General features: G+C 68.1%; 17 protein-coding genes. 9 read left to right on the forward strand and 8 right to left on the reverse strand.

Features of this window, described 5'->3' with window-relative positions; all coding sequences use genetic code 11:
• Positions 1-14: 14 nt before the first annotated feature.
• The 4 genes from ACYR7D_RS27550 to ctaD all read right to left on the reverse strand — a co-directional run bounded on the left by ACYR7D_RS27550 (position 15) and on the right by ctaD (position 5,401).
• A complete protein-coding gene (locus ACYR7D_RS27550) occupies positions 15-851 on the reverse strand; it encodes an ABC transporter ATP-binding protein (RefSeq protein ID WP_459547412.1) in 837 nt (278 codons plus the stop codon).
• 89 nt (positions 852-940) lie between these two features.
• On the reverse strand, positions 941-1,780 hold the full coding sequence (locus ACYR7D_RS27555; RefSeq protein WP_459550316.1) for an aminoacyl-tRNA hydrolase: 840 nt from the start codon (positions 1,778-1,780) through the stop codon (positions 941-943).
• A gap of 97 nt (positions 1,781-1,877) precedes the next feature.
• Positions 1,878-3,095 (reverse strand): phosphoserine phosphatase SerB, encoded by a 1,218-nt coding sequence (gene serB / locus ACYR7D_RS27560; protein WP_459547413.1) that lies wholly within the window; start codon positions 3,093-3,095, stop codon positions 1,878-1,880.
• Positions 3,096-3,661: 566 nt separating this feature from the next.
• Positions 3,662-5,401 carry an aa3-type cytochrome oxidase subunit I gene (ctaD, locus tag ACYR7D_RS27565; RefSeq protein ID WP_459547414.1) on the reverse strand — a complete coding sequence of 580 codons (1,740 nt, stop codon included), beginning with the start codon at positions 5,399-5,401 and terminating at the stop codon, positions 3,662-3,664.
• 314 nt (positions 5,402-5,715) lie between these two features.
• Between ctaD and ACYR7D_RS27570 the strand changes: the two genes are divergently transcribed.
• The 4 genes from ACYR7D_RS27570 (at position 5,716) to ACYR7D_RS27585 (ending at position 8,757) form a co-directional block, all read left to right on the forward strand.
• The gene (locus tag ACYR7D_RS27570) at positions 5,716-6,807 is read left to right on the forward strand and encodes an ABC transporter substrate-binding protein (protein ID WP_459547415.1); all 1,092 of its coding nucleotides are present in this window, start codon (positions 5,716-5,718) and stop codon (positions 6,805-6,807) included.
• Positions 6,808-6,913: 106 nt separating this feature from the next.
• Positions 6,914-7,141, forward strand: coding sequence for a hypothetical protein (locus tag ACYR7D_RS27575; RefSeq protein WP_459547416.1), 228 nt, complete (start codon positions 6,914-6,916; stop codon positions 7,139-7,141).
• Positions 7,142-7,298: 157 nt separating this feature from the next.
• Positions 7,299-8,261 (forward strand): class 1b ribonucleoside-diphosphate reductase subunit beta, encoded by a 963-nt coding sequence (nrdF, locus tag ACYR7D_RS27580; protein WP_459547417.1) that lies wholly within the window; start codon positions 7,299-7,301, stop codon positions 8,259-8,261.
• Positions 8,262-8,397: 136 nt separating this feature from the next.
• Positions 8,398-8,757 carry an Rv2640c family ArsR-like transcriptional regulator gene (locus ACYR7D_RS27585; RefSeq protein WP_459547418.1) on the forward strand — a complete coding sequence of 120 codons (360 nt, stop codon included), beginning with the start codon at positions 8,398-8,400 and terminating at the stop codon, positions 8,755-8,757.
• On the opposite strand, the gene ACYR7D_RS27590 is transcribed toward ACYR7D_RS27585, so the two are convergent.
• Positions 8,714-8,944 carry a hypothetical protein gene (locus ACYR7D_RS27590; RefSeq protein ID WP_459547419.1) on the reverse strand — a complete coding sequence of 77 codons (231 nt, stop codon included), beginning with the start codon at positions 8,942-8,944 and terminating at the stop codon, positions 8,714-8,716. The two genes, ACYR7D_RS27585 and ACYR7D_RS27590, sit on opposite strands and share 44 nt — an antisense overlap.
• Here ACYR7D_RS27590 and ACYR7D_RS27595 point away from each other — a divergent pair.
• Entirely contained in the window at positions 8,870-9,397 is a 528-nt protein-coding gene (locus ACYR7D_RS27595; protein WP_459547420.1) for a LysR substrate-binding domain-containing protein, read from the forward strand. The genes ACYR7D_RS27590 and ACYR7D_RS27595 overlap by 75 nt on opposite strands.
• On the opposite strand, the gene ACYR7D_RS27600 is transcribed toward ACYR7D_RS27595, so the two are convergent.
• Positions 9,355-9,789, reverse strand: a complete 435-nt coding sequence (locus ACYR7D_RS27600) for a nuclear transport factor 2 family protein (RefSeq protein ID WP_459547421.1) — start codon at positions 9,787-9,789, stop codon at positions 9,355-9,357. The genes ACYR7D_RS27595 and ACYR7D_RS27600 overlap by 43 nt on opposite strands.
• Before the next feature lie 192 nt (positions 9,790-9,981).
• Between ACYR7D_RS27600 and ACYR7D_RS27605 the strand changes: the two genes are divergently transcribed.
• The 3 genes from ACYR7D_RS27605 to ACYR7D_RS27615 are packed head-to-tail and all read left to right on the forward strand — an operon-like array spanning position 9,982 to position 11,800.
• On the forward strand, positions 9,982-10,458 hold the full coding sequence (locus tag ACYR7D_RS27605; RefSeq protein WP_459547422.1) for a YybH family protein: 477 nt from the start codon (positions 9,982-9,984) through the stop codon (positions 10,456-10,458).
• Between the two features lie 29 nt (positions 10,459-10,487).
• On the forward strand, positions 10,488-11,156 hold the full coding sequence (locus tag ACYR7D_RS27610; protein ID WP_459547423.1) for a TetR/AcrR family transcriptional regulator: 669 nt from the start codon (positions 10,488-10,490) through the stop codon (positions 11,154-11,156).
• A complete protein-coding gene (locus tag ACYR7D_RS27615; protein ID WP_459547424.1) occupies positions 11,153-11,800 on the forward strand; it encodes an enoyl-CoA hydratase/isomerase family protein in 648 nt (215 codons plus the stop codon). The genes ACYR7D_RS27610 and ACYR7D_RS27615 overlap by 4 nt, the downstream gene beginning before the upstream one ends.
• Positions 11,801-11,899: 99 nt before the next feature.
• Here the strand turns inward: ACYR7D_RS27615 and ACYR7D_RS27620 are convergent, their stop codons facing one another.
• Positions 11,900-12,562 (reverse strand): TetR/AcrR family transcriptional regulator, encoded by a 663-nt coding sequence (locus tag ACYR7D_RS27620; RefSeq protein WP_459547425.1) that lies wholly within the window; start codon positions 12,560-12,562, stop codon positions 11,900-11,902.
• A 182-nt stretch (positions 12,563-12,744) separates the two neighbouring features.
• Entirely contained in the window at positions 12,745-13,386 is a 642-nt protein-coding gene (locus ACYR7D_RS27625) for a class I SAM-dependent DNA methyltransferase (protein WP_459547426.1), read from the reverse strand.
• A 499-nt stretch (positions 13,387-13,885) separates the two neighbouring features.
• Here ACYR7D_RS27625 and ACYR7D_RS27630 point away from each other — a divergent pair, with 499 nt between their 5' ends.
• Positions 13,886-14,638, forward strand: coding sequence for an isocitrate lyase/PEP mutase family protein (locus tag ACYR7D_RS27630; RefSeq protein ID WP_459547427.1), 753 nt, complete (start codon positions 13,886-13,888; stop codon positions 14,636-14,638).
• Positions 14,639-14,721 lie beyond the last annotated feature (83 nt).

Consider the following 14,721-nt stretch of genomic DNA (forward strand, 5'->3'; position numbering starts at 1 on the left):
GGCCGACACCCTCATCACCTGCGGTTGCGGTGGCGGCCCAGGCGGCGGGCCCGGCGGGCGAAGTAGCGGCCCTCGATGCGGTCCAGGGCGATGGACTGCCGGAACGCCTCGCTGAGGTTCTCGGCGGTGAGCACGTCGCCGAGCAGCCCCTGGGTGACGATCTCCCCCTCGCTCAGCAGCATGCAGTGGGTGAAACCGGGTGGGATCTCCTCCACATGGTGGGTGACGAGCACCAGGGCGGGCGCGTCGGGATCGGCGGCCAGATCGCCCAGGCTTTCCACCAGTTCCTCCCGGCCACCCAGGTCCACCCCCGCGGCGGGCTCGTCCAGCAGCAGCAGTTCGGGGTCGGTCATGAGCGCACGGGCGATGAGGACCCGTTTGCGTTCGCCTTCGGACAGCGTGCCGTAGGTGCGGTCCAGGAGATGTTCGGCCCCCAGGCTTTCCAGCATATCGATGGCCCGGTCGGTGTCCATATCGTCGTACTTCTCGCGCCAACGACCGAGCACCGCGTACCCGGCCGAGACGACGAGGTCGGCCACCCGTTCCTCGCGAGGAATACGGGCGGCCAACGCCGCGGAGGACAAACCGATCCGGGGCCGCAGTTCGCCGACGTTCGTCCGGCCGAGCCGTTCCCCGAGCACGTAGGCGGTGCCGTACGAGGGGTGGGTTTCGGCGGCCGCGATCTGTAGCAGCGAGGTTTTGCCGGCGCCGTTGGGGCCCAGGATCACCCAGCGTTCGTCGAGTTCGACCTGCCAGGTCACCGGCCCTACGAGGTTGTGCCCGTTGCGGCGGATGGAAACATTGCTGAAGTCGATGAGCAAATCTGGATCGGGGTGCGCCACGCGCTCCATCTTGTCTCGAGGTGCGCGCGACGGCGGCACCGGGCACCCGCGATTCCCCGGACCGTCCGGCTCGCGGGCACCGATCCGGGTCTGTTCCGCTACCACCGGTCCGGCCGCGCGGGCCGAGTGGCGATCACCGTCGCCGAACCCGGTGCCACTTCGGTGAAGCCCGCGTCACGTACCTCCGTGGCCGCACTTCGCGCCACGGCGCCCCGCAGCAGCGCCCACTCGTCGGGCCCGGCTTCCCGTACCGCGCAGGCGAACCCGCGCCGCGCCCACGTCCGCGCCTGTTCCACCGGCAGCGCCCCGGCGAACAGCATGCTCGCGTGCCCGACCTGCGCCGCGGCCTTACCGACCGTCATCCCCAGCGAGGCGTTCACCCAGAACACCGGCAGATCCAACGGGACAGCGCCGGGATCATCGGATTCCAGATCGGTACCGCCGATCTGGAGCCGCCGGATCCGGGCGTCGACCGCACCCACCGGCCCCGGCACCAGCGCCCGCGCCTGCGCCCCGCCGCATTCGACGGTCACCCCCGGCACCTCGTTGGCGGCTTCCCACTGGGCGCCCCGCGCCCGCCGGGCCACCTTCCGGATCCGGGACCGCTTCCACTGCAGGTATCCCGCTTCCCATTCCCCGCCCGGCCCGACCCGCGGGTCCAGGCAGAGGGCGACCGCGGCGGCCGCGGCCGCGGCCAGCACCTCGCTACGCGGGGGCGGATCGTTCTTCGGCAGGTGCAGCACCATCTGCATGGCCTGCACCTGTGCGGGGTCTGCGGGATCACCTCCACGCCCGTATCCCGAGGCGAGCTCGGCATGGCGTTGCGAGAACCCGGGTTCGGCACAGAAATCGGCTTCCGTGAACCCCGGATGGCCCGTTCCACCACCGGGTGCACGGCCGTCCGCCGCCACCACATCCGTTGCGCCGCTTTCCGGCATCACCACAAGCCACCCTCCCAGCACCCGACCATCACGCCGCGCCAGCCTACCGATAGCCCGGGAGGCGGTGGGAACGGGCAGGGGCACGCGGTCCGCTTCAGCCCAGTGGTACCCGGCGCAGCAGCCCGTCTCTCGCGTCCGCGGCCTCGACCTCGTCCCGGGTGACACCCAGGATGAACAACACCGCGTCCAGGTACGGGTGCGACAGCGCTGTATCGGCGACCTCACGCAACGCCGGTTTCGCGTTGAACGCCACGCCCAGGCCCGCCGCGTTCAGCATGTCGATATCGTTCGCGCCGTCACCCACCGCGACGGTCTGCTCCATCGGCACCCCGGAATCGGCGGCGAACGCGCGTAACGCGGTCGCCTTGTAGGCCCGGTCCACGATCTGCCCGACCACCCGGCCGGTGAGTTTCCCGTCGACCACTTCCAGCACATTGGCCCGCACGAAATCGAGATCCAGTTCGCGGGCGAGCGGATCGATCACCTGCCGGAAACCGCCGGAGACCACGCCGCACCGGAAACCGAGGCGCTTCAGCGTACGGATGGTCGTGCGGGCCCCGGGAGTCAGTTCGATGGTGGCGGCGACCTCACCGATGACCGACTCGTCCAGTCCGGCCAGGGTCGCCACCCGCTGCCGCAGCGATTCCGCGAAATCGATCTCCCCGCGCATGGCCGCCTCGGTGACCTGCCGCACCTGCTCCTCGACCCCGGCGTACGCGGCCAGCATCTCGATGACCTCGCCCTGGATCAGCGTGGAATCCACATCGAAGACGATCAGCCGTTTCGCGCGACGGGCCAGCCCGGCCCGCTCCACGGCGATATCGACCCGTTCGGCCACCGCCACCTCGGCCAGGGCGGTACGCAGCCGGGCATCGGTATCACCGGCGCGATCCGGGGCGGTCGCCATCAGCTCCATACCGGTCACCGGGTAATCGGCGATCCCGCGGATCGTGTCGATATTGACATCCAGTCTCGCCAGCTCCCGCGATACCGCGCTGAACGCCCGCGCCGTCACCGGGGCACCCAGCACCACCACGGCGTGCGTGGATACCGGGGCCCGCGCGATATCGGCATCGATATCCACGTCCACCTGCATACCGACGGTGTTCATCGCCTCCTCGAGCTCGTCCTGCAACGCCTCGGGATCGGAGGGACAACTGATCAGCACGCCCAGGGTGAGCCGGCCGCGGATCACCACCTGCTCGATATCGAGCAGGCTCACCCCGTGCCGCGACATCGCCGTCAGCAGAACCGATGTCACACCGGGGCGGTCGGGCCCGGTCACGGTGACGAGAACGGTCGTCTCGGCCAAAACCTCTCCTGTGTCTAATTGCGGAGCCTGCGGCGCCGCGGGGTTCGGGGCCCCCTTGTGTCTCGGGTCTTCACTCCTGCGCTCGGTCGCTGCGCTCCCTCGCTCCGTCGCTCCAGACCCGAGACGGGCCCCGAACCGGGACGGTGGACCATTCGGAGCGGATGCCGGGAAGGCCCCTGAGACCTCAACGGACCCCACAACAATCTAGGCGTTCGCCCCGCCCCGCCTCCGCACGGTCCCGGCACCGGGTGGCCCATCCCACTCCGGACCCCTCCCGCCCCGGCCCGAACCGGAGCAGCGAGGCAACCGGCCCCCGCCCAGCCACACATCACTATCCCCGACCCCGTCGCATCCTCCCTGCGCCGAGTTCAGCGAGGCCCAAAGGGGTGAGACCGCGTCGTGCTTCAGCACTCGAAGCGCATGCGCCGAAGGCGCGAGTCTCGAATGCTGAAGCACGACGCCAAGGGGGCTCGAGCCCGCGGCGCCGCAGGCGCCGCCGAAAACACAGTGCACCCGCCGGCTGGAGCCGACGGGTGCACACGGTTCCGTAGTCCTGGAGGCGAGGACTAGGACTTGACCAGCGCTTCTTCCTCGTGGTGCTTCGCCGCACCCGTGAAGCCGACGTGCGCCTCCTTGCGCATCCGCTCCACCATATGCGGGTAGTGCAGTTCGAAGGCGGGTCGTTCGGAACGGATCCGCGGCAGCTCGTAGAAGTTGTGCCGCGGCGGCGGGCAGGTGGTGGCCCATTCCAGGGAGTTGCCGTAGCCCCACGGATCGTCCACCGTGACCACCTCGCCGTAGCGGTAGCTCTTGAAGACGTTCCACAGGAACGGCAGCATCGAGGCGCCGAGCACGAAGGCACCGATGGTGGAGACGGTGTTCAGCGTGGTGAACCCGTCACCGGCCTGGTAGTCCGCGTAACGGCGGGGCATACCTTCGGCGCCCAGCCAGTGCTGCACCAGGAAGGTGAGGTGGAAACCGATGAACGTGGTCCAGAAGTGCCATTTCGCCAGCCGTTCGTCCAGCATGCGACCGGTCATCTTCGGGAACCAGAAGTAGATGCCGGCGTAGGTGGCGAACACGATGGTGCCGAAGAGCACGTAGTGGAAGTGCGCGACCACGAAGTAGGAGTCGGTGACGTGGAAGTCCAGCGGCGGGCTCGCCAGGATGACACCGGACAGACCACCGAAGAGGAAGGTGACGAGGAAGCCCACCGAGAACAGCATCGGTGATTCGAACGTCAGCTGCCCCTTCCACATGGTGCCGATCCAGTTGAAGAACTTCACACCGGTCGGAACCGCGATCAGGAAGGTCATGAACGAGAAGTACGGCAGCAGCACCGCGCCGGTGGCGTACATGTGGTGCGCCCATACGGCGATGGACAGGGCGGCGATGCCGAGGGTCGCGTAGACCAGGGTGGTGTAGCCGAAGATCGGTTTACGGCTGAACACCGGGAAGACCTCGGAGACGATACCGAAGAACGGCAGCGCGATGATGTACACCTCGGGGTGGCCGAAGAACCAGAACAGGTGCTGGTAGAGCAGGATGCCGCCGGTGCCCGGGTCGTAGATGTGACCGCCCAGGTGCCGGTCGTAGGCCAGGCCCAGCAGAGCGGCGGTCAGCAGCGGGAAGGCGAGCAGTACCAGGACGCTGGTGACGGCGATGTTCCAGGTGAAGATCGGCATCCGGAACATGGTCATACCCGGAGCGCGCAGGCAGACCACGGTCGTCAGCATGTTCACACCGCCGAGGATGGTGCCCAGGCCGGAGACGGCCAGGCCCATGATCCACAGGTCGGTACCCACGCCCGGCGAGTGCAGGATATCGGTGAGCGGCACGTAGGCCGTCCAGCCGAAGTCCGCGGCGCCGCCCGGGGTGATGAAGCCCGCGGTGGCCATGGTGGCGCCGAACGCGTACAGCCAGTAGCTGAAGGCGTTCAGTCGCGGGAAGGCGACGTCGGGTGCGCCGATCTGCAGCGGCAGGATGATGTTGGCGAAGCCGAACACGATGGCCGTCGCGTAGAACAGCAGCATGATCGTGCCGTGCATGGTGAACAGCTGGTTGAACTGCTCGGGCGAGAGGAACTGCAGACCCGGGCGCGCGAGTTCACCACGCATCATCAGGGCCATCAGGCCGCCGATGAGGAAGAACGCCATCGAGGTGGTCAGATACATGACACCCAGGACCTTCGGGTCCGTGGTGGTCACCATCTTGTATATGAACGACCCCTTCGGCCCTGTCCGCGCCGGAAATGGCCTAGTCGCTTCCACCCCCTGCGGGACTGGCTTGGGCTCTACGGCAGTCACTGATCCTCCTGAAGGTGCCTTTAGGGTCGCTCCGCAGGCTCCACTGTTTGCCCGCTGCCCCGCCGCACGGAGCAGCCAACGGTTAGCTTGCGCTTATCGAATCGTAATCGGTCGATCGAGAGCGGGCCGACGGGGTCCTACTCTCTGTCGTACTGCGGGTCGCGGCGGGCACGTACCGTCATCGGACGGGAAAGGTTTTCCCGGGACTCTCGGAGGGACCGGGACGGAACGTCCCGCCGGTATCCGGACGGGCACGGGCCTCCTGCCGACCGCTGGCGCGCATCGAATCGCGGTGTCCATGTACCCTTCCCGGCATGCCGGTGAGCCCCGCTGTCCGTACCCCAGCCGCGCGTGAATCCCGGGTCCGAGGACGGTCCGGCCGCGCCCGCCGGTTCGTGGGCGTCACGCTCGCCTGCGCCGCGCTGATCGTCTCCGCGTGCGCGAGCCATCCCGACGATTCGGCATCGATCATCCGCACCACGACGAAGATCGCCCGGGCCGGGGTGGTCGGGCTCGAACGCGATACCTCGCAGGCATGCCCCCTCCCCACCCCGGCCGACCCGTCCGAGGGCGATACCCGCGCTGTCCGGCACCCGGCCGGGGAGTCCCGGGTGCCGGCCGATCCGCAGCGGATCGTGGTGCTGGGCACTTCCGCGCTGGACGCGACCTGCGCGGTCGGCCTGTGGGAGCGTGTCGTGGGCGCGACCACCCTTGCGGGGCCCGTACCGCAGCCGGGATACCTGGGTTACGGGGTGGTGGAGATACCCGGTGTCGGGCTCGCGAGCGACCCCGATCCGGCCCTCATCGCCCGACTGGATCCGGATCTGATCATCGGCGAGGTCCCGGCGGGCCGGGCCGATTACGCCGCGCTCAGCGCCATCGCGCCGACGGTGCTGGTGGGCGCCGCGGACACCTGGGAGGAGCAGTTCCTCGCCTTCGCCGGGGCGCTGGGACGCACCGGCGCCGGCGAAGCCGCGCTCGACGCCTACCGCACCGAGGCGACCGATACCGGGAAAGCCCTCGATGCCCACCTCACCCAGGCTTCCCTCGTACGCTTCACCGCCACCGGCACCGAAACCCTGGGCCCGGAGACATTCGCCGCTCAGGTGCTCGCCGATACCGGTGCCGGCCGGCCCACCGCTCAGCGCGACGCCTCGGCCCCGGTCGACGAGTCGGACCCGATCGCGGCCGAGGGCGATCTGATCTACGTGATGTTCGCCGGGCCGGACGGGCAGGAGCACGGTGAGTCGGTGATGCGCTCGGATGCGTGGGAACAGTTGGGCGCGGTGGGCGACAACCGCTCCTTCGTGGTCGACGACGCCCTGTGGCACACCACCGGCCTCACCGCCGCACGGGCGGTACTCGACGATATCCGCGGCACCCTCAACGCCTACGTCGCGGACTGACCTACCCCGGCCGCGTATCCGCCGAAGACCGGCCCGCGACCGGATTTCGCCCATTCCGAGATACGGTTTTCGCAGGTAGGCACCCTGATGGGAGTACCTTCGAAGTATGGGCGGCAATACGGAAAGTGATCGCTCGCTCGGGTACCGGCTGAGTATCGGGATCGCCATCGGCCTGGCGATCGGGATTCCGCTCGGCCTGGTCGTTCTGAACAATCTGGCCGTGGGGGTCGGTCTCGGTATCGGTTTCGGCTCGGCGTTCGGTCTCGCCATGTCCCCGTCCTCGTCCGGGGACGACGGCTCCGGCGGCCGGCACGAACGCCGCGGCAAGGATTGAAGTACGCTCGGCGGCTGCGGTCCCGGTGTGCCGAAAAACCGATTTCTCCAAGGTATTCGACGCACAGAACACAACACCTGGGGCTGCTCTGAGCTCCCGCCCCCAAGGGGTAGTGTTACGAGTCCGTCGAAATCACTGGGAAGGGTGTGTTGGCAGGATGAAGCTCATCGATCGGGTTTCGGCCATCAATTGGAATCGGGTGCCCGACGAAAAGGACGCCGAGGTCTGGGATCGGCTCACCGGTAACTTCTGGCTCCCGGAGAAGGTCCCGGTATCCAACGACATCCCGTCGTGGAACACCCTCACGCCCGATGAGAAGCAACTCACCATGCGGGTGTTCACCGGCCTCACACTGCTGGACACCATTCAGGGCACCGTGGGCGCCGTGAGCCTGATCCCCGATGCGCTCACCCCTCACGAGGAGGCGGTGCTCACCAATATCGCGTTCATGGAGTCGGTGCACGCCAAGAGCTACAGTTCGATCTTCTCCACCCTGTGCTCGACCCGGGAGATCGACGACGCCTTCCGCTGGTCGGAGGAGAACCGCAATCTGCAGCGCAAGGCCGAGATCGTCCTGGAGTACTACCGCGGCGACGACCCGCTCAAGCGCAAGGTCGCCTCCACCCTGCTGGAGAGTTTCCTGTTCTACTCCGGTTTCTACCTGCCGATGCACTGGTCCTCACGGGCCAAGCTCACCAACACCGCCGATATGATCCGCCTGATCATCCGCGACGAGGCCGTGCACGGCTACTACATCGGCTACAAGTACCAGCGGGGGCTGGAGCAGGTCACCCAGGCCGAACGCGACGAGCTGAAGAACTACACCTTCGAGCTGCTGTTCGAGCTGTACGACAACGAGGTCGAATACACACAGGACCTCTACGACGAGGTGGGGCTCACCGAGGACGTCAAGAAGTTCCTCCGCTACAACGCCAACAAGGCGCTGATGAACCTGGGCTACGAGGGGCTGTTCCCCAAGGACGAAACCGAGGTCAACCCCGCGATCCTGTCGGCGCTGTCCCCCAACGCCGACGAGAACCACGACTTCTTCTCCGGTTCGGGCTCCAGCTATGTCATCGGCAAGGCGGTCAACACCGAGGACGAGGACTGGGATTTCTGACTCGCAGGTCCGTGCGATAACCGGCCTCGACGATCGACGAGGCCGGTTCGTCCGGTCACGGTGCGCGCGAGATGCGGACGACAACCGGTCACCCAACCTTTTCGATATAAGCCGATACCCCGGCTAGAATGGGCACGTGCCCAAAGCTCTGCCGGTCATCGATATCAGCGCCCCCGTCTGCTGCGCGCCCGTGGCCGCCGGGCCGGTCGACGACGAAGCCGCCCTCCATGTCGCCCTCCGCCTGAAAGCCCTCGCCGACCCGGTGCGGGTCAAACTCATCTCCCTGCTGCTCGCCGACCCCGGCACCGGCCGCACCGGCGCCAGCCTCGCCACCGCGGTCGGGCTCTCGGAATCGACCGTCAGCCACCACCTCACCCAGCTCCGCAAAGCCGGGTTCATCGACTCCGAACGCCAGGGCATGAGCGTGCTCCACCAGGCCCGCCGCGACGCCCTCACCGCGCTCTGCGCCGTCCTCGACCCCAACTGCTGCCGCTGACACCCGGGAGGCCCGTGCCGAACGAATCGCGCCGGCCACCCTCCCACCGCGGCGCGATATGCCGCACTGCCACCGCTGTGGCCGTGCGGATACCGGCGATGCCGAGCCACCGGTGGATCGACAGCGTCTCGCCGAGGACGAGCAGCCCGGCGATCGCGGCGATCACAGGTGCCGGACTCAGCAGCATCCCAGCGGTGGCGGCGGGTATGCGGTCCGCTCCGGACGCAATACCGAGCTCACACCTGCTGCTCGGTCATCGCTCGCCCATGCCGACGACTCGAGTGCCCGATGGGAACGCGCCCGCGCCGATATCGCTTCGGTCCTACCGGCCGCCGGCCCTCCCGTGGACGACCCTCGCTACGAGCAACAGATGGTATTCGACGACGCCCAAGATCTCCTCGTTCCCGAAAACCACCCCCTCACCCGGCGCAGCGAAGTGCGCTTGTCCGACGCGGCCACCGAATGTTGGATCGTCAAGCCCGGGAACAACGACTCCTACGACCTACTCATCGCCGCATGTGCCGCCGCCGGCCTGCACGCCATCACCACGATGGCCGACGAGCCGGCAGGCCGATGGCCCGGGATACCGGCGAGCGGTCAATTCGCACAGGCCGCGGCGATCGCCGCGGTGTCCCAGTAGAACGGACGGATCTCGGTGATACGGCCGCCGGTCACGGTGATCGTCTGCAGGATGGGGAAATCCAGTTCCCGGCCCGTGGCTCGTGACCGGGCGTGCACATGGGTCAGGACGACGAGCGGATCGGTATCGGACAGAAAACTCTGTTCGACCATCTCGAAACGTTCCCAGGTCGCGCTCATGGCGAGGAAGAACCGCTCCAATCCTCCGTGACCGCGCCAGATCCCGCCGTAGGGAAGCGCGGCGGCCTGCCACAGCACGACGTCCGGCGAGAAGAACGGCGCCATCGAGGCGAACGAGGCGGCCCCCGGGCCGCCCGCGGCGAGATATTCCTCCTCCGCTCTGTACATACGCTCCAGTACCGATCTGGCCGACGAGGCGGAGGACATGGTCATGAGCACATCGTGCACCGGCGATACGCGATCCGCTGGCGGTGATCGGACATCTCGTTCGAGGCCGACCACCGTCCCGGCACCTCGAAGCCGATCGACCCGAGCAGCCGAGTCCGTGCGGCGCGGACCGGGGCCGCCCGCGCCTCCGCTGTGGCGCCCGGTCGCTGCTCGATGAGGCGCCATAGCATTCGGCGAGTGAATTCTCGTGAGCACGCCCCGTCCGGAGCCCGTCCCACGGCTGGAATCGTCGAACCGGAGACGACCACGGAAGCCGAGATCGAAACCCTGTTCCGGACTCTCGAAGCCGCGTTGGAGGCCGAGGCCGCAGCGGCATTCGACCAGCCGTTCACCGAAGACGTCGTTTTCATCACGCCGGCGGGCGCGATCTTGCGGGGCTGGGACGAACTGCACGCCTACCATCGCGAACGCCTCGGTGGCAGCCCTGACGCGCGCGCCCACTTCGAGCTACTCGCCCTACGTCTCCTGACACCCGACCATGCGGTCGTCAATGTCGAGCAAACACTGCACACCGCGGAATTCTCCGTCGCCAACCGGGGGATGTGGGTACTGGTCGAGCGCGACGAGACATGGTGGGTCGGTTCGGTGCACAACACCAACATCGCCGGATCGATCGGAGCCCGGCCCGCTGCCCGAGGCGTGCCACAGAAATAACAGAGCAGTCGCTCTGTTATTCTGCGGGCATGCCCCGCCCGCGAACACACGACCTCGAGCAGTTGATGGATACCGCCGAGCGCATGGCCGTGGACTCCGGACCGGCCGCGGTCACCGTCCGGGCGCTCTCGTCGGCGACCGCGGTGTCCAACGGGGCGATCTATCACGCTTTCGGGTCCCGCGCCGGGCTGATGGGCCGCATCTGGCTGCGCGCCGCACAGCGCTTCCTCGCACTACAACGCCAGGCGGTCGAGCGCGAATGGTCCGCGGGCGCCACCCCCGCGCACGCGGTCGAGGCGGTTGTCGCCGCCGCCGACGCCCCCGCCGAATTCCTGCTCCGGCAACCGCTCTCGGGCCGCTTCCTGCTGACCGTGTCCCGGGAGGAACTCCTCGGCGCCGGCGAGCTGCCCGGTGATATCGCCGAGGAACTCCGCCGGCTCGACCGATTCCTGATCGAACTGTTCGTCGATTCGGCCCACCGCGTATTCGACCGCGCCGATCACGAAGCCGTCGCGGTCATCCGGGAGTGCGTGGTGGAACTACCCACCGCACTGCTGCTGCGAGGCCGGCGAACCCCCGATCCCGCGGTACGCCGCCGCCTCGCGGCCGCGGTCCGCGCCGTACTGGCCCAACCCCTGCCACCGCCGCGACCCCGCGGCGGCACCCCGGACACCACGAAGCGAAAGGCAACACCATGACCGCGAACCTGCACTACCAGGACAAGATCGCCGTACTCACCCTCGGCGAGGACGAGAACCGGTTCTCACCGGACTGGCTCGATACCATCGAGGCCCACCTCGACACCATCGAACGAGACGCCCAGGGCCTCATCACCACCGGTAGCGGCAAGTTCTACTCCAACGGCCTGGATCTCGAATGGCTGATGGCCCACGGCGACCGCACCGAATGGTACGTTTCCCGCGTCCAGGAACTGTTCGCCCGCATCCTCACCTTCCCGCTCCCCACCCTGGCCGCTGTCAACGGTCACGCATTCGGCGCCGGCGCCATGCTGGCCACCGCCCACGATTTCCGCGTCATGCGCGAGGACCGCGGCTACTACTGCTTCCCCGAGGTCGATATCGATATCCCCTTCACCCCCGGTATGGCCGCCCTCATCCAGGCCAAGCTCGGCCCGCAGGCCGCGGTGACCGCCATGACCACCGGCCACCGCTTCGGCGGCCCGGACGCGCTGGCCGCCGGGCTCGTCGACGCCACCGCCCCCGAAGCCGGACTCCGAGCCGCCGCCGTCGACCGCCTCACCCCCATCATCGGTAAGAACCCCGCCACCCTGGCCGCCATCAAAACCACCATGTACGGCGCCGTCACCGCAGCGCTGCGCTGACACCCCGGCCCGAGACAACCGAAGACCAGAATCGATGACCGCCCCGGAGAGGGCCCGCCGATGCCGAGCAGTACGGCGAAAGGGCCCAGGCCCGGGGCTTTACAGGGCCGGTCGGGATGACGTGCGGGAACGGCGGTGATTGTCAGCGGTATCCCCCTGGGGCGGGGCGGGAAGACCGTGCTTCATCAGCGGCACGATGGTGGTGCGGACGAAAGCACGGGCTTGTTCGGGATCGGTGAAATCGGTGCCGCCGCTGTTGCCGGGGGTGAGCATCAGCGAGTGGGCGAGGCGGGCGACCAGTTCCGCGACCGGACGGGGGTCGTAGTGGTCGATCAGGCCGGCGTTCTGGGCGTGGGTGAGCATGCCGGAGATGTAGTCGATACCGAGGCCGACCAGATGCTCGCCCCGCACCGTGTAGAAACCGAGGGCCTCTTCCGGGGCGACCCGCAGCAGGTGGGTGACCAACCGGTGGATGCGGGTCTGCAGCAGCACGTGCAGTGTGGTCTCCTCGATCTGGGCGTCCACCTCTTCGGCGGTGGCGGCGATCGTGGTGACCTCGGCCAGCATGCGCCGGGTTTCGCGTTCGATCACCGCCTCGACGAGATTGTCCTTACCGGAGAACCGCCGGTGGATGGTGATCCGGTTGATCCCGGCGCGACGCGCGATGTCTTCCAGACTGGAGCGGCGGATACCGACCTGCAGGATCCTCTCCAGCGCGGCGTCCATGATCTTCTCGTCCACCTCGTCGTAACCCTCCGCCATGCAACGAGGATACGATTCTCGTTTCATAGCGTCAACGACCGAACAGTTCGAGGCAGGACCAAGACATCGGACCACCCGGCATGCCAACGGTCCCGGTCGAGCCGGCGGGCCCCGTCGAGCTCGGCGAGGGTGACGTGCGGCCACAGCCGGGCGCGTGGCGCGCCGGATCGGTCACGCGGCTCCTACGAGCCCCGCCGCATCAGTAGATGGCCCCGGCGGAACCGTTCACCCTCGAGCGGCTCCCGCAATATCCGGCCGATCTCGACGAATCCGGCTTCCCCGGCCAGCGTCGCCAGCTCGTCGATCGGCCACCGGTAGGCCGCCGTCACCTTGTGGTCGAATACGCTGACCGGCCCGTTCTCCGACTCGAAGAACGCCAGCACGAGGTGACCACCGGGCGCGAGCACCCGCCGGAATTCGGCGAAGTACGCGGGCAGAGCCCGTGGTGGAGTATGGATGATCGAGTACCAGGACACGATGCCCCGCAGTGCGCCGTCGGCCGACTCCAGATCATCCATGGAACCGACCTCGAACCGCAGCCGCGGGTACGTCGCGCGGGCGATATCGATCATCGCGGGGGACAGGTCGACACCGAACACGTCCAGGCCCAGGTCTCGCAAATGCGCGGTCATATATCCGGGACCGCAGCCGAGATCGGCCACCGTACCCGGACCTGCGGTTCGTACGAGATCGGCGAACGCGGCGAGTACCGCGCGATCCAGCGGAAGGCCGGCAAGCGAATCGTGAACGAGGCCGGCGTACTGGACGGCAACGGCATCGTAGGCATCCGCCGGGGTGCGAGGGGGCGAGGAGAGTTCGGTCACGAGCGACGACACTACGACCCCTGCGGGGCAGCGAATACCCGTCGGTCCGCCGGGAATCGGAACCAGCACGTCACGGCGCCCCGGTGAGCCCGATGGTCCGGACCCGGGCGAACAGTCGCCGGACCGGAACCGCAACCGGTTGTCGCAGCGACAACGCCCCTTTCGTCGCGGGGCCCGCGATCACGGGCGAAATTCTCCCGACCGTCACCGTTCTCGGCTCGAACCAGCCCGAGGTCGAACGCGCCCGGGACGCACTACGGATGTCGTAGGCGGATTCCAGGCATGGAAGGCCGCGGGCCTGCCTGTCATCACCGAATCCTGAGTTCGGCACCGGTATCGCCGGGTGGCGTTGCGATACGCCTCGGGCCGGGCGGTGGTTCCGGCCGCCGGCCCGGCCGTCACAGCCGAGCGCTTCCACCCGCCACGGGCCTTGTTGCCACACCTGCCGACACGCGGCAGAGCGATGCGAATCGCCCCGTGTTACGGCAGGATCGGCGCGGTGACCACCCTGCACGAAAAAGCTGCCACGTTCCTCGAACTCCACCGTCCCGGTGATCCGGTGATCCTGCCCACCGTCTGGGATGCCTGGTCGGCAGAGCTCGTCCAAGAGGCCGGTTTTCCGGCACTCACGGTCGGCAGCCATCCACTGGCCAATTCCGTCGGCAAACCCGACCAGGAAGGGATGGCCTTCGCCGAGGTGCTGGCCCGGGTCCGGGAGATCACCTCGGCCGTGGACATACCGGTATCGGTCGATGTCGAATCCGGGTACGGCGTGGAGCCGACGGAGCTCGTGGAAGGGCTGGTGGCGGCCGGTGGTGTCGGATTCAATATCGAGGACACCGTGCACAGCGAGGGCGGGCGGATGCGCGAGCCGCAGGAACACGCCGATCTCGTCGGCCGGTTGCGGCAGGCGGCCGACGGTACCGGTGTGCACGTCGTGGTCAATGCCCGCACCGATCTCCTGCTCAAAGCCTCGGGCGACCCGGCCGAGCTGGTGGAACCGGCGGTCGAGCGGCTGCGGCTGGCCGCCGCGGCGGGCGCCGATGTGCTGTATCCGGTCGGTCGCTACGGTCCGGAGATCCTGAGCCGGCTGTGCGCCGAGCTGCCGCTGCCGGTCAACGCGGTCACCCTGCCGGAGCAGGGCAGTCCGGCCTATTTCGCCGAAGCCGGGGCGGCACGCGTGAGTTTCGGGCCGTTCCTGCAGTACGCGCTCGCCGCGGAGGCGAAACGGCTGCTGCAACCGTGGCGGTGACCCGACGCACGGGTCCTCGCGGCCGGTATCACCGCCGCGGTGCGGGTCGCCCTCGAACAATGGCTGCGACCCCTTGCCGCGCA

It is taken from the genome of Nocardia sp. X0981 (genome assembly GCF_977089955.1).